Source organism: Peribacillus frigoritolerans, assembly GCF_040250305.1.
In the GTDB taxonomy this organism is placed as follows: Bacteria; Bacillota; Bacilli; order Bacillales; family DSM-1321; genus Peribacillus.
On the sequence record NZ_CP158190.1, the window covers coordinates 5195653 to 5210648 of the forward strand.

16 protein-coding genes are annotated in these 14996 nt (G+C 43.4%); 3 read left to right on the top strand and 13 right to left on the bottom strand.

Annotated elements, in window-relative coordinates; translation table 11 throughout:
• Positions 1-8: 8 nt before the first annotated feature.
• From ABOA58_RS25740 to ABOA58_RS25800, 13 genes are all read right to left on the bottom strand, one after another.
• Positions 9-995 carry a gluconeogenesis factor YvcK family protein gene (locus ABOA58_RS25740; RefSeq protein WP_101223719.1) on the bottom strand — a complete coding sequence of 329 codons (987 nt, stop codon included), beginning with the start codon at positions 993-995 and terminating at the stop codon, positions 9-11.
• The gene (gene rapZ, locus ABOA58_RS25745) at positions 985-1884 is read right to left on the bottom strand and encodes an RNase adapter RapZ (RefSeq protein ID WP_350300536.1); all 900 of its coding nucleotides are present in this window, start codon (positions 1882-1884) and stop codon (positions 985-987) included. The genes ABOA58_RS25740 and rapZ overlap by 11 nt, the downstream gene beginning before the upstream one ends.
• Before the next feature lie 45 nt (positions 1885-1929).
• The gene (locus tag ABOA58_RS25750; RefSeq protein WP_034309963.1) at positions 1930-2388 is read right to left on the bottom strand and encodes an NUDIX hydrolase; all 459 of its coding nucleotides are present in this window, start codon (positions 2386-2388) and stop codon (positions 1930-1932) included.
• A gap of 559 nt (positions 2389-2947) precedes the next feature.
• Positions 2948-3895, bottom strand: coding sequence for a thioredoxin-disulfide reductase (gene trxB, locus ABOA58_RS25755; protein WP_350300537.1), 948 nt, complete (start codon positions 3893-3895; stop codon positions 2948-2950).
• Between the two features lie 103 nt (positions 3896-3998).
• A complete protein-coding gene (locus ABOA58_RS25760) occupies positions 3999-5501 on the bottom strand; it encodes a tetratricopeptide repeat protein (RefSeq protein WP_350300538.1) in 1503 nt (500 codons plus the stop codon).
• Between the two features lie 479 nt (positions 5502-5980).
• A complete protein-coding gene (hisIE, locus tag ABOA58_RS25765) occupies positions 5981-6637 on the bottom strand; it encodes a bifunctional phosphoribosyl-AMP cyclohydrolase/phosphoribosyl-ATP diphosphatase HisIE (RefSeq protein WP_350300539.1) in 657 nt (218 codons plus the stop codon).
• The gene (gene hisF, locus ABOA58_RS25770) at positions 6634-7392 is read right to left on the bottom strand and encodes an imidazole glycerol phosphate synthase subunit HisF (protein WP_350300540.1); all 759 of its coding nucleotides are present in this window, start codon (positions 7390-7392) and stop codon (positions 6634-6636) included. The genes hisIE and hisF overlap by 4 nt, the downstream gene beginning before the upstream one ends.
• Positions 7393-8127 (bottom strand): 1-(5-phosphoribosyl)-5-[(5-phosphoribosylamino)methylideneamino]imidazole-4-carboxamide isomerase, encoded by a 735-nt coding sequence (gene hisA, locus ABOA58_RS25775; RefSeq protein WP_137016664.1) that lies wholly within the window; start codon positions 8125-8127, stop codon positions 7393-7395.
• Positions 8124-8756: an imidazole glycerol phosphate synthase subunit HisH gene (gene hisH, locus ABOA58_RS25780; RefSeq protein WP_350300541.1), complete on the bottom strand. Its 633-nt coding sequence runs from the start codon at positions 8754-8756 to the stop codon at positions 8124-8126. The genes hisA and hisH overlap by 4 nt, the downstream gene beginning before the upstream one ends.
• Positions 8757-9344, bottom strand: coding sequence for an imidazoleglycerol-phosphate dehydratase HisB (gene hisB / locus ABOA58_RS25785; protein ID WP_063233950.1), 588 nt, complete (start codon positions 9342-9344; stop codon positions 8757-8759).
• A 100-nt stretch (positions 9345-9444) separates the two neighbouring features.
• Positions 9445-10725 (bottom strand): histidinol dehydrogenase, encoded by a 1281-nt coding sequence (gene hisD / locus ABOA58_RS25790; protein ID WP_350300542.1) that lies wholly within the window; start codon positions 10723-10725, stop codon positions 9445-9447.
• 26 nt (positions 10726-10751) lie between these two features.
• Positions 10752-11381 carry an ATP phosphoribosyltransferase gene (gene hisG, locus ABOA58_RS25795; protein ID WP_034311625.1) on the bottom strand — a complete coding sequence of 210 codons (630 nt, stop codon included), beginning with the start codon at positions 11379-11381 and terminating at the stop codon, positions 10752-10754.
• The gene (locus ABOA58_RS25800) at positions 11374-12558 is read right to left on the bottom strand and encodes an ATP phosphoribosyltransferase regulatory subunit (protein ID WP_350300543.1); all 1185 of its coding nucleotides are present in this window, start codon (positions 12556-12558) and stop codon (positions 11374-11376) included. The genes hisG and ABOA58_RS25800 overlap by 8 nt, the downstream gene beginning before the upstream one ends.
• Before the next feature lie 490 nt (positions 12559-13048).
• Between ABOA58_RS25800 and ABOA58_RS25805 the strand changes: the two genes are divergently transcribed.
• The 3 genes from ABOA58_RS25805 to ABOA58_RS25815 all read left to right on the top strand — a co-directional run bounded on the left by ABOA58_RS25805 (position 13049) and on the right by ABOA58_RS25815 (position 14961).
• A complete protein-coding gene (locus ABOA58_RS25805; protein WP_350300544.1) occupies positions 13049-14104 on the top strand; it encodes a processed acidic surface protein in 1056 nt (351 codons plus the stop codon).
• Between the two features lies 1 nt (position 14105).
• The gene (locus ABOA58_RS25810; protein ID WP_350300545.1) at positions 14106-14747 is read left to right on the top strand and encodes a class D sortase; all 642 of its coding nucleotides are present in this window, start codon (positions 14106-14108) and stop codon (positions 14745-14747) included.
• Between the two features lie 70 nt (positions 14748-14817).
• Complete coding sequence (locus tag ABOA58_RS25815) at positions 14818-14961, top strand: hypothetical protein (protein ID WP_230176162.1); 144 nt, start codon at positions 14818-14820, stop codon at positions 14959-14961.
• Positions 14962-14996: the final 35 nt, after the last annotated feature.

Here is a 14996-nt window from a genome sequence, read left to right on the forward strand (position 1 = left end):
GCTTATATCTACGGTGCAATGTGGCTTTTTGTTTCATTTACAAGCATATTATAGAGCAAATCCGCCACTTTTTTCGTGTCATGGCGTATTACATTCCCTTCATAGCTAAAAATGCGTTCTTGTATGATTTCAAGCCCCATCATTTTTAAGCTTTCCACATCATACATGACCGGTTTAGCATATTCAGCTTGATAGCGTTGCTGAATTTCGGTTGGTATTTCCTCATTATTAACAAGTATCCTGTCAATATATGCATTTCCCATATGGTCATATATCGCTTTTATATGATCGCTCGCGCTATAATCCAGCGTCTCTCCGGCTTGTGTCATCAAATTGCAAATGTACACCTTCTTCGCCTTCGAACGGGCAACCTCTTCTCCTAAACCAGGAACAAGTAAGTTAGGCAGAATGCTAGTATACAGACTCCCTGGACCTATGACAATAAGATCTGCCTGCTTGATTTCCTGGAGAGTTTCACTGAGCGGCTTTATATGATGAGGAGACAGAAATACTTTTTTTATTTTCTTTCCTGAGAAGGGGATCTTGGATTCTCCTGTAACAATCGTTCCGTCCTCCATCTCTGCATGGAGAACCACACTTTGGTTGGCCGCCGGAAGCACTTTACCGCGGACATTAAGAAATTTACTCATTTCCTGGATCGCATGGACGAAATCCCCGGTCAGCGAGGTCATTGCCGCCAGTATCAAATTACCCAGCGAATGCCCGGACAACTCATTTTTACTTTGAAAGCGATGTTGAAACATTTGTTCAACAAGGGGCTCTACATCCGATAACGCAGCCAGCACGTTACGAATATCACCCGGAGCGGGAATATCCATATCCTCGCGAAGGCGGCCTGAACTTCCACCATCATCAGCTACCGTTACGATTGCCGTTATATCAACCGGATGTTTCTTTAACCCTCTCAATAAAACGGGAAGGCCGGTTCCCCCTCCAATGATCACAACCTTAGGTTGTTTCTTTTTATCTAACATCTGCTTTCCCCTTACTTTTTTCGATATCACGATGTGATACTTGAACCCTGTAATCCTTCTTGAAGTGGTTTGAAATATACTCCGTCAATGCTACAGAACGGTGCTGACCGCCTGTACACCCAATCGCAACAACAAGCTGTGCTTTTCCTTCACGTTTATAATATGGAAGCATGAACGCAAGCAAATCAGTCACTTTTTCCAAGAATTTTTGCGTCTCACTCCATTTTAAAACGTAACTCGACACTTCCTGTTCCAAGCCAGTCCTTGGCCTCATATGGTCAATATAATATGGATTTGGCAGGAAACGTACATCAAACACAAGGTCGGCATCTATGGGCAGACCATGCTTGAACCCGAACGACATGACATTGACTGTAAAACCGACACTTTTATCGGCAGAAAACTCCGAAGCGATTTTCTCCCTCAATTCGCGCGGTTTCAGTTGGGAAGTATTAAAGATCAGCTGAGCCCTTCCCTTCAATTCGTCCAATAGTTCCCGCTCCATTTTAATGCCTTCCAATGGCCGGCCTAATGGAGCAAGCGGATGGGTCCTTCTCGTTTCCTTATATCTGCGGACCAAGGAATCGTCATCAGCTTCAAGAAAAAGGATTCTTGGTGATACTGAAGCTGAATCCGTTAAATTATCCAGTGCAAGAAATAAGGAATCAAAAAATTCCCTCCCCCTCAAATCCATGACAAGAGCCACTTTATTCATCTTATTCCCTGAGTCCTTCATTAACTCCAAAAACTTTGGCAATAGCGTGGGCGGCAAATTATCGACGCAAAAAAAGCCGAGGTCTTCAAAACTTTGAACCGCCACTGTCTTACCCGCTCCGGACATTCCGGTAATGATGACCAATTGCGTTTCACTCATCTGCCCTGTACTCATAGTTTCTCCGCCCCCATGTATAGCAATCTTTTTTATATGTGAAAATTAACCTGGATCCAATCGGTAAGAAAGCAGCTTAAACTCAGGTGTATAGGTAAAGGTTCCATAAATGATCCCACTTCCATGAACCATATAGTCCAGGATGTGAAAATCACCTTCAGCCATCATCAGCTTTTTAACATCTTCGACTGGATGCCAGCTAAGTTCCCCTTCTTCACAAACATCCACATTTACACCATCGGAATCCGTTGCAAAGAAAGTGAACATCATCCATTCCGACAATACCTTATCTCCGTCCTTCATAATGAAGGTGAAAATACCTTTGATGGAAGGGTTTTTTAAATAAACGCCCGTTTCTTCACGATATTCCCTAATACAAGCATCGCGTACAGATTCCCCAGGCTCCATCTTTCCGCCTGGAGCTACCCACCATCCGCGTCTAGGCTTTTTCAATAAGAGGATTTGATTATCCCTGATCAATACACAGTTTGTGACACGTTGCACGTTCTTCACCTCAATTGGCTCTGCTCGACTATAGAAACCTTCCCCCCCCCCGTGTTGAAGAGATTCAGTTTATATCCTTAAACCGCCGCTAGATATCCATTTGGCGATTTACAAATGCTAATAGTTCAAACAAGTTGTATTTTTCATCTTCTTACCATTATGAAAGATATATATATGTTTAGTATATCTTATCATTATACTATTTTTGAAATGAGCTAACAATAAAGTAAACTTCCTGCATTGGGGGAATCTTCATTCGCAAGAAATCACGAAGATAAGCCTTTATCCTGCTTAACTCCTATTCTTCTCCACTTTCGCTGCCTGAATGCAAAGGGCGGGCTTACTTCACATTATAAATCATTTGGGCACACCCTAAAAATTGGAACTAAAGATATAGTCTTAAAGCAGGAAACAAAAAAAAGGACACAGAAACTTAATCTGTGTCCTTAAACGTTTATAATTAAAGGGGGTCAACTTCTATCCATACTATACCCAATCATTATTTCACGCGTGTTACAACATCGTTAAAACGGAATTACGATTGTATATTCTAGTGAAATCAAGCCTTAGGCTGTAATTTTTCTTGAAGTTCCTCAACAAAATGCTGAGCGGATTGAGCGGCAATGCTTCCATCGCCTGTAGCTGTAACGATTTGGCGCAATGTTTTTTCACGAACGTCACCAGCAGCAAAAATACCAGGGACGCGTGTTTCCATCCGATCATTCGTTTCAATATAGCCTGTAGAATTCAAGATGCCCAAGTTTTCAAATGGTTTAGTTAGCGGAAGCATTCCGATATAAATGAATACACCGTCCGCGTCCATCACTGTCTCTTCTCCATTTTCAGTGGAAACTAAAGTGACACCGCCGACTTTGCCGCCTTTTTCATTGATTTCCTTCAAAGTGTGATTCCAGATGAAGTCAATTTTCTCATTGGCAAATGCACGATCTTGAAGAATCTTTTGAGCACGAAGTTCGTCACGTCTGTGAACGATCGTCACTTTTGAAGCAAAGCGAGTTAAGTACACTCCCTCTTCAACAGCAGAGTCTCCGCCGCCGATAACGAATAGTTCTTTTTGCTTGAAGAATGCACCATCACAAACTGCACAATACGATACACCGCGGCCGCCCAATTCTTTTTCGCCGGGAACGCCGATTTTCTTGTATTCGGCACCAGATGAAATGATGATTGAACGTGCCTTGAATTCCTTGGAACCGGCTTTGATCGTTTTATACTCTTCACCGTCAATGATTTCCTTAACATCCCCATAAGCATACTCCGCACCGAATTTCTTTGCATGGTCAAACATTTTCGTTGAAAGTTCAGGTCCGAGTATAGTGTCGAATCCAGGATAATTCTCAACTTCCTCTGTATTGGCCATTTGCCCGCCAGGTACTCCGCGTTCTAACATCAATGTTGAAAGGTTCGCACGTGATGTATAGACAGCCGCCGTCATCCCTGCAGGACCAGCTCCAATAATAACAACGTCATAAATTTTTTCAGACATGTTTTCACTCCTCCATATTCCATTACAAATGGAACCTTCACTACGGTTAGTGTTCCCTACCTATTATCCTATATAACAAATAATTTTTCGTCCAAATATCTGCTCATCCAAGCAAGGTTTGAACCAACTTTACGTACTTTGATAAGGTGGACACCGATATGAAATGTTTGTCTGCGATTGCTTGTTTGCTCGCCTTCTCATTTTTAAGCTGATTCCACACGTACTCCACCGCTGATGCCCATCCTGCTGGATTATTTAGCTTCTGCTCGGATTTCACCGCTTCGATGAAGACGGAAAACCACATTAAATACAGCCCGGCTTCATTTAATTGTATCGGTTGGAAATGCTGATATAATAACTCAGCTGTGCGATCGGCAAAATCAATCGGTGTTAATTGACGATCTTTAGCAGGAGCTTGAACAAGTTCGGCATAATCACGTTCCAAATCTGTGAAATTCTGATTAAGGTTGAGGACCTGGTTTTTCAATAGCTTCTGTTTATGAACCGAATGTTTCAGAAGGAAAATGGCAAATAGCCTTTCTTCGATGAATTCACTTTCCAGCCTTTTTATAATAGAAGGAAAATGATGTTCAAAACCATCTGAAGTTGCATTCATATCTCCCCAAGGCTCCATGCCTTCCTTTTCTGGATTCATTTCCACGACCTTTTTCCATGCCTTTTTGGCAGCCTGTTCATGGCCTAGGTGGTAAGCGGAAATGGTTAACCAATAGTAGAAGGTCCCATCTCCCTCGAACCCTTGCCTTTGTAGTACTTTCAGCCATTTATATGCAGAAGCATAGTTTCCGATCAAAGCGAAGGTCGCTCCAAGTTTGAAACGCTGTTCGGATAGCATCGGCCTAATTTTCTCCAGCATGTGTATGAGCTCTTCAACCTTTGCTTCATCCTGTTGATAATGATGAAAAACAACAAGGTTACACAGCGCATGCAGGTTTCCTGGACTTTTTTCCAGTACCTCATCAAGTGTTGCAAAGGCTTCATTTACTTGACCAAGATAGAAATAGGCAAGTGCCAGGTTATTATAAGCGGACCAGTAATCCTCGTACTCGGCAATCGTTTCTTTCAGTACTTCGATTGCCTTCGGAAAATTGCCTGATTCAAGGTACTCACGGGCTTGTTCCTGTTTGGTAATGAGCCCATCATGCTTAAAGGGATTTTCTTCTGACTCATCCGACTCAAAAGTTATCAATTCAAGCAGGTCCTCTGCGTCATCGCTGAACTCCCCGTCTTCTTCTTTATCAAGATAAGCACTGGCGTGACGATAAGCCTCCTTGAACATGCCTAAGTGGGCATAATTATTCGCCAGGAAGTAATGACATTCCGACATATAGGGATCCATCACATCCAAGATGTTTTCCAAGAGGTTGTTTGAATAATTATATTCTCCGATTTCCGAGCAAGTGATTGCCAATTGACAGGCTATCATCGGTTCAGCGGGTTCAAGTTCCAGCGCACGTTCCAGGTATTTTTTTGATTTAGGTAGTTCTCGTCTATGATAAGCTTTTAAACCCTTGGTGAAATAATACTCACCTGTTGGGTGAAAAGTTAGAATTTTTGCCTGTTGGCCAAATTTAGAGTCTTTACTCATGTAATCCTCCATCTTCAAGTTGATTAACCATAGTATTATAACATATTGGAGTAAATTTGCCGAACAATTCAAGAAAATGGAAAATGGGAAATACCATGCTTTCTTCAAGAAAAAATTGAAGTATATTCATAGTCAAATGGGGAGCCATGATTGCTGCTCGTTGCCGTATATACACACAAAAGGGGTTGGAAAATATCTCTTTCATGTTCCCGAACCCTACAAATCTCAGGTATGGTTTCTACCAGAAGTTTGCAGCAAAAGTTGATTGGGGCGGGTGTGCGGGACTCCGGCTTAGAAAAGCGCGTCTAAGGAGACTCCCGCAGGCGCAAGCCGAGGGCGGACCGCCCGCGGAAAGCGGGTGCCTGGATCGGTAATCAACGTCCAAATTGTACAACCCATAAAAAAACTGAAGACAAACTTGATTTTCATCGAGTTTGTCTTCAGTCTGAGCCCTCCTATTTACGGAGGGCAATCACCATTCATTCGGTTTCTTTCGGTTCGTCCTTATCGGCATGTCTAGCCTTCAATACATCAAGCACTGCTTGGAAAGGCAACTCCTGCTCCTGAAGAAGAACGAATAAGTGATAGAGGAGATCGGCACTTTCCATCGAAAGTTCCTCTGCATCGCGGTTCTTAGCAGCAATGATCACTTCTGCCGCTTCTTCACCTACTTTTTTCAGGATCTTATCAACGCCCTTATCGAATAGGTAGGTAGTATATGAACCTTCAGGCATTTCCGATTTTCTTTTTTTAATCAATTTTTCCAATTCCGTCAAGAAAGTCACATTCGCCTTCACGTCTTGTCCGGCTTCACTGTTTTGGTAAATGGTTTCGCTGAAACAGCTTGTTGCCCCTGTATGGCACGCAGGACCTGCAGGATCGACCCGAACGACCAATGCATCTTGATCGCAGTCATACTTCATTTCGATGATTTTCTGGGTATTACCGCTGGTTGCTCCTTTATGCCATAATTCATTGCGCGAACGGCTGAAGAATACCGTTTCACCTTTTTCAATCGACAATTGCAGTGATTCTTGATTCATATAAGCAAGTGTCAGCACTTCGCCGGTTCCTGCATCTTGAATAATTGCCGGTATCAGGCCTTTTTCGTCGTATTTAATAGTTTCAAGATTCATCGTACAACCACTCCTTGTTGTTTGAGAAACGCTTTGACTTCTTTGACGGATGTTTCTTTATAATGAAAAATCGATGCGGCTAATGCTGCGTCGGCTTTACCTTTTTGGAAGGCTTCCTGGAAATGCTCAGCGTTGCCAGCCCCGCCTGAGGCGATGACCGGCACCGAAACGGCTTCAGATACCGCTTTTGTCAAAGCAATATTAAACCCTTGTTTCTCGCCGTCACAATCCATGCTTGTCAATAGTATTTCACCTGCACCGCGGATTACGGCTTCCTTCGCCCACTCGATCACTTCCCATTCAGTCGGTTTCCGGCCGCCGTGGGTATATACGCGCCATGACCCGAGCTCTTCTTCATATCGGGCGTCTATTGCGACCACGATACATTGGGAACCAAAATAATCAGCACCTTCATTAATTAAATCAGGGCGCAGAATGGCTGCTGTATTTAAGGAAACCTTATCGGCACCAGCTCGGAGGATCTTCTTCATATCCGCCAATGAATTAATGCCGCCGCCCACCGTGAACGGGATTGCCAAGCTGCCCGCTACCGCTTGAACGACGTCGACAATCGTTTCCCTGCCTTCATGTGATGCAGAAATATCCAGGAAGACAAGCTCATCGGCCCCTTCTTGGTCGTAAAAGGCTGCAAGTTCGACCGGGTCTCCTGCATCCCTAAGGGAAACAAATTGTATCCCTTTGACTACGCGCCCATCCTTTACATCTAGACATGGAATAATTCGTTTAGTGAGCATTTAACCACGCACCTTTTCTAGTGCTTCTTCTACAGTAAAGCGATTGGTATAAAGCGCCTTGCCAATGATTGCCCCTGCAATGCCTTGGGCTTCATACTCTTTGAGGGTGATAAGGTCTTCGAGTGAACTAATGCCGCCCGAAGCAATCACGTTTTTACCGGTTGCCTCCGCCATGGCCAATATACCTTTCACATTCGGACCTGAAAGCATCCCATCCGTCGCGATATCAGTCACGATAAATGTCTCTGCACCAGCATCGGCCAGTAATTTACCAAGATCTATCGCTAGGGTCCCAGACGTTTGAAGCCAACCATGAGTGGCAACCCTGCCATCCTTGGCATCGATCCCGATTGCGATATGGCTTCCATATTTCCTAATCATATCTTTAGTGAAATCAGGGTCTGAAACGGCCGTGCTGCCTAGAATGACACGTTCCACACCATGATCCAGATAATGGGCTATATCCTGTTCCGTACGGATGCCGCCGCCGATTTGAATGCGGGCCCCTAACTCACTTGCAGCTTTGATTACGTATGAATCATTGATGCGTACTCCCTCTTTAGCTCCGTCAAGGTCGACCATATGTATCCAATCGGCTCCTTGGTCCGCAAAGCTTTTCGCCATATCGAAGGGGGAATCGCCATAAACAGTTTCCTGATTGTAATCTCCCTGGATTAAGCGGACGCATTTGCCTCCGCGCATATCAATCGCCGGGTAAATAGTAAAGTTGCTCATGCTTCTTCCTTCCCTTCTACTAATGACAGATAATTTTTTAACAGTGACATGCCCATCTTCCCGCTTTTTTCCGGATGGAACTGCATGCCGAACACATTCCCTTTACCGACGATCGCAGGCACTTCCACATCATACCTTGCCGAAGCAGTGACGAATGATTCATCGGTATCGACGTAGTAGGAATGGACGAAATAAACATGCTCCTCTTCCAGTCCCTCATTCACTGGTGATGCTTGTTTGAATTCAAGACGATTCCAGCCCATGTGCGGGACTTTATAAATCTGGTCATTCGCATCCACTCCCTTAAAACGAACGACTTTCCCCGGGATGAGGGATAATCCTTTAGCCGGTCCATTTTCCTCACTTTCATTAAAGAGAAGCTGCATACCAAGGCAGATTCCTAATAGATAACCTCCATCGGCTACATATTCCCTCAGGAATTCATCCAGCTTTTGTTTTTCCAAGAGACTCATGGCATCCCTGAAAGAGCCAACGCCGGGAAGTATGATTCCTTTCGACTTTGAAAGTTCTTTTGGGTCATCGGAAATGAATGAATCGGCACCAAGGCGCTCAAGCCCTTTACTTACAGAAAATAAATTCCCCATGCCATAATCGACGATCCCGATCATTTACAACATTCCTTTCGTCGAAGGGATGCCTTTGACACGTGGATCGATGGTCGTAGCTTCATCCAATGCACGTCCCAGCGCTTTGAATATTGCTTCGATCATATGATGTGTGTTGTGACCGTAATGAACGACTACATGCAGGTTCATCCTGGCTTCAAGAGCGAATTTCCAAAGAAACTCGTGCACGAGTTCAGTATCGAAAGTACCCACCTTTTGCGAAGGAAACTCAGCCCGGAACTCTAGATGCGGACGATTGCTTAAATCGATGACAACCTGTGCGAGTGCTTCATCCATGGGTACGAAAGCATTTCCATAACGCTTTATCCCGCGCTTGTCTCCAAGGGCCTCCAATAACGTCTGACCTAAGCAAATGCCAATATCTTCAGTTGTATGGTGATCATCGACGTCTGTATCTCCGTTTGCATCTACGGTCAAATCAAACTTCCCATGTTTCGTGAACAAATCCAGCATATGCGTCATAAACGGAACGCCCGTCTTAATGGAGGAATTACCTTCCCCATCCACACCAAACTTCAAACTTATTTCCGTTTCATTCGTCTTTCGCTCCACACTAGCAAAACGTTCCATTACAACTCCTCCTCAACGGGGTAAGACCCCTTTTCCCAAGATGTAAAAGCATGTCAAAAGTCTTTATATCAATGATTTCGCGTATTTTAATATTTCAGGATTATTTCCCGGACTCATTCACACCACGTGATTCAATGGCACGGGCGTGAGCCTCAAGTCCTTCCATTCGGGCAAATGCTGCGATTTTTTCTGCATTTTTGCGGAAAGCCGTTTCACTATACATGATGATGCTTGATTTCTTTTGGAAATCATCCACATTCAGCGGGCTGGAAAAACGGGCGGTTCCATTGGTGGGCAGCACATGATTGGGGCCTGCAAAGTAATCCCCGACGGGCTCCGAACTAAAGCGGCCAATGAAGATTGCCCCGGCATGCCGGATTTTTGCCATGATTTCAAGTGCATCATTGGCCACAATTTCCAAATGTTCCGGTGCAAGTTCATTAATCGCTTCGACAGCCTCCGCAATATTCCCGCATACAACGATCCTTCCATAATCCCTTATGGATGCTGCAGCAATATCATGGCGTGGAAGTAACGCCACCTGCTTGGTCACTTCTGCGGCCACTTCTTCTGCAAGAGACGTTGACGTCGTGACCAAAACACTGCAAGCACGGGCATCATGCTCCGCCTGTGACAGCAAGTCTGCCGCAACTTCTGCCGCGATGGCGTTTTCGTCCGCCAATATCGCTATTTCACTTGGACCTGCTATCATATCAATGGCGACATCTCCGAATACTTCCCGCTTCGCTAACGCCACATATATATTTCCTGGACCCACTATTTTATCCACTTTCTTAATCGTTTCCGTCCCATAAGCTAGAGCAGCTATTGCCTGTGCCCCGCCAACTTTATAGATTTCCTTAACTCCGGCAATTTTGGCAGCTGCCAAAACCGCTGGCGATAATTTTCCATCCTTCCCTGGCGGAGACACCATAACGATCCGTTCCACCCCCGCGGCCTTCGCAGGCAACGTATTCATCAGTACTGAGGAAGGATAGGCCGCTGTGCCCCCAGGTACATAAACACCTACAGCATCAAGAGGTGTTAATTTTTGTCCTAGCATCGTTCCCGTATCATCAGTCGTAAACCATGAATTTCGAATTTGTTTCTCGTGAAACATTCGAATATTATTCGCGGCTTCTTGTATAATATCAAGCTGCTCAGCAGTTAAGGATGCTGTCGCTTCTTCCATTTCCTGTTCCGATACAAGTAATTCCCCTGCACTGACACCATCGAAACGTTCGGTATAGGTATGTAAAGCGGCGTTTCCGCTTTTCCTGACATCATAAATAATATCCTGAACCGCTTTTCTTTGATCGGCAGTACCTGCATCAACCGAGCGTTTCAGTGAAATCCCTTCAGCAAACCGTTCTATTTTCATACCTTCACCTCATTAGCGATTCTTAACTATTCAATAATTTCTGCTAGCCGTTCTACGATTTCGGTAATCCTTGCTTCTTTGATTCGATAGCTGACAGGGTTTGCCACCAGCCTCGAAGTCACATTGGCGATTTTTGCATATTCCACAAGACCGTTTTCCTTCAATGTCCGCCCCGTTGAAACGATATCGACGATTCGTTCAGCTAAACCAATTAACGGTGCTAACTCAATAGACCCATTCAACTTTATAATCTCGACTTGCTCCCCCTGCTCACGAAAATAACTGGAGGCAACATTCGGATATTTACTGGCTATTTTAGGGGCGATGTCACTTATTTTCGTACCAGGCAGTCCAGCTACAGCTAAATAGCAGGCACTGATTTTCAAATCAAGTAACTCATAGACATCACGTTCTTCCTCTAACATGACATCCTTTCCTGCAATTCCAATGTCAGCGACGCCGTGTTCCACATAGGTTACGACATCCATCGGTTTAGCTAAAATGAACCGCAGATTTTCCTCTTCCACTTCAAGGATCAATTTCCGGGAATCATCAAACTCGGGAGGGAGACGAAAACCGGCCCTTCTTAATAGCTCTGCCGCTTCTTCAAAGATTCTTCCTTTCGGCATGGCAATCGTTAAAAAGCTATTATTCATCTTTTCCATACCCCCCATTCCCTACGAATAAATGAACTTCAGAAAATGTCCGTGTAAAGGCATCGACATTTTGGACGACCGTAATATCTTGAATCGTTACCAATTTTCCTTCGGAGCGTTTAATTCTTGCAAATTCAATGGCTTCCAATCTTCGTTCGGGACTGTATAAAATACATTCTGGCGCGACAGGCTGGATTGGCTCCCCAAGAGCTTCTGCAAGACGATCCACCCGGATTGCAAAACCTGTGGCCGAAGCATTCCAACCGAACTTCTCGAGCAGATTATCATACCGGCCGCCATTGCCGATTGGCGAACCTACTTGTCCGGCATACACTTCAAATAAAGTTCCTGTGTAATAGCTCATATGACTGACCAATGTTAAATCAAAGCTCACATATTGTTCAACGCCAAATTCTTTCAGCTGCGCAGACAATTCCTTCAGTTCAGCCAAAGAATCCTGCCCTTTATTATTTTCAACCAACCCCAGCGCCTTTATCAGGGTCCCTTCACTGCCCCTTAATGAGGTAAATTCGATAAGCCGTTGTTTATCTATGGATGAAAGCGGCAGTGATTTAACATGCTCGCGATAACCAACATAATTCTTTTCATACAAAAACTTCCTTAATATAGAGGCTCTTTCCTCCGTACCTAGAATGCTCAAGAAAAATTCCTGCAGAAACCCAATATGCCCAATGGAAATTTTAAATTCCTGAAGCCCGGCAGCCTTTAGAGCATCCGCAAGCAGGGCAATCATTTCAGCATCGGCACTAATGGCCTTATTTCCGATGCACTCAATACCAATCTGTTCGAATTCTGCCGGCCTGCCTCCTTCACGCTGCTGTGCCCGGTATACATTCGCGGAATAGGCCAGGCGAAGCGGAATTTGCTCTTTTAACAATTTGGATGCTGCGACCCGTGCAATGGGGGCTGTCATCTCGGGACGGAGTACGAGCGTATGCCCCTGTGAATCAAGAAGTTTAAACAACTGTTGATCCAATATTGCCGAAGCCTCGCCAATTGTTTCATAATATTCCAAAGCAGGCGTTTCAATAAATTGATAGCCCCACTTCTTGATTTCATCACTCATTTTATTTCTGGCCGACACTTTCGTTTCATACAGCACCGGCAATGTATCTCTCATGCCTAACGGTTTTTCAAACATAAATGGCTTTGTCACGACTGCACATCCTTTTGAAATATTGATTACTATCTATATCCAATCGGTCCGCCTGTAGGCAAAAACCGATGCATCCATTCCTTATTTTGTTTATCCCTTTATCTTTCCAAGGTTTCACGCTTAAATCCAAATTTCGGATAACATATAAAAATAGTATCAAATAAAATGACATAATCATATAAATACTCACAATAATCTATTAAATTACTTTAGTTCGCTAATATGGTAGCAGGTTGAAGTTACTAATAGTTTACTCTCGCTCCCATCTTACGTCAAGGAAAATATGCCTAATTCCATTACTTCAAACCACAGCTATCTTTAATATTCTTCATGATCGATTTAAGTCCAAATGCAAGGAATTATACCTTTTTACCCAGATGATTCTTCCTATCTTTAGCCATTCATTGTTATTAATGTATACCTTTTGGTTTAGCTGTTTTATAATATTCAGGAGTTTGGTAATATTATAAAATTTTAGGGGGAAATGGGAATGAAGAAATATTTTTCATTTTTTGTGGCACTTATCGTTCTTTTTTCACTGGGTTCAAGCGGAACGATTGGTTTTGCCGCAACTAAGATCAATCAGGATGAGCTTAATGCATACCTTTCTGAAGTTAGAATGACACAAGATGAATTGGAAGAGTATTTATCCTATTACGACTTAACATTGAATGAACTGAAATCGGTAGAAGAGTTGCGTGATACATTAGGACCGGCCGTCACTCCTGAGACCTTACAGAATCTACTTAAACAATATGAAATGACAGAAGCTGAACTTAAGGAATTATTAATAGAATACGGCGAACTGGAAGAGGGAGATTCCATCATCGATACCTTCCATTTCATTTACGACATTGAGGATATCATCGATTTAGAAATGGATTATGATGAGGAAGAAATGAATTATGATGAAGAGATCATCGATTTAATGGATGGCCTCTTTACTGAGATCGGTCTAACAGACGAAGAGCTCGACAGATTCATGAACCATCTTTTGCCTATCATCGAAGACCCTTCTTTTGAAGCTCGTTTAATGACGATCTCCGATAGAATGAATCAACTTGAGTATTTTGAAACAATTGATGAATTGTCTGCAGAACAAGTGGCTGAATTGCTTTCTATTTATAATGATCTTCAAAGCTTGCTGCAAATTCAATTCAAGTTCGCCTTAATTCAGGATGGTGTCACGACAAACCTATCCCTTGAGGCTTTATTCCAGCTTAAGGAATTAACGAATGCTAGTTTACTAGTTTCCATTTATGATTTAAACGGCAATTTTTTGCTCGATTTTATATTGACAGGTAAAATGATCGGTTCCGATTTAGTGAAAGAAACCGGTAATGACATTAAACAGTCCACCAAGGTCATTTCTCAAGTGGTTGAGGTAAAAAAAGAAAAGAAGAAACCCGCAAAACCTGAACACAAAACGGAAAAAGGCGGAGTGCTTCCTAAAACGGCCGGTCATTACTTATTCGGTGCTTTAATCGGTTTAGTGTTGATGGGTATCGCTTTCGGATTGATCAGAAAAGCGAGACTCACTAATTAAGATGAGCAAAAATAGGCAATCCAGGCATAAGAAAAAATCGTTACTTGTCACTGCTGTTTGCTTTTTATCCTTAGGTTTTTATTTTACAACGACAAACGCCTATACACTGTTAAAAGGCTATGCCCTGTATAAATGGGATGAATCTGACACAACGGAAGCGACGGCTAAGCTCCCCGAACCGAAGGCGAAGGCAAATATTCCCGATGGGCTTGAACTATATGAAGAACGACCGGAGACAGGTGATTTGATGGGTAAGCTTTATATTCCAAAAATTGAAGCAACACTCCCAATTTATCACGGAACGGACGAAGATGAACTCGAAAAGGGCGTCGGTCATTATGCGGGCTCCGTCCTCCCAGGTGAAAAGGATAATTCCGTTTTATCCGGTCACCGAGATACAATTTTCAGAGATCTAGGCGAAGTTGGCGAAGGCGACTTGCTGATTGCGAAGACAGAAGCCGGTACGTTTACATATAAAGTGAGGAAGGTTCGTATCGTCGATGCAAATGACCGGACCGTGATCGTTCCCAAGCCTAAAGCCACACTTACAGTAACAACCTGCTATCCTTTTTCATATATTGGTAGTGCACCGGAACGGTACGTATTGGTTGCCGATTTATTGAAATCGGAATTAAATAAATGAGATATGGGGCTGAAGTTTTTCAGCCCCCTCTTCATAAATCTTTAATAGATGATAGGAGGACAAGCTCAATATGGATAAACAGGCACAGGAAAGGTTTTTTCGTGTTTTAAAAGAAACGTATGAGGCGACGGTGAACCAGGAATATATATCAATCAACGAAGTCATGGAGCATCTAAAGAATGAACTGACTCCGTTATACCCAAAATGCCATTAAAAAGGACCTGCCGCATATATGGGCAAGTCCTTTTT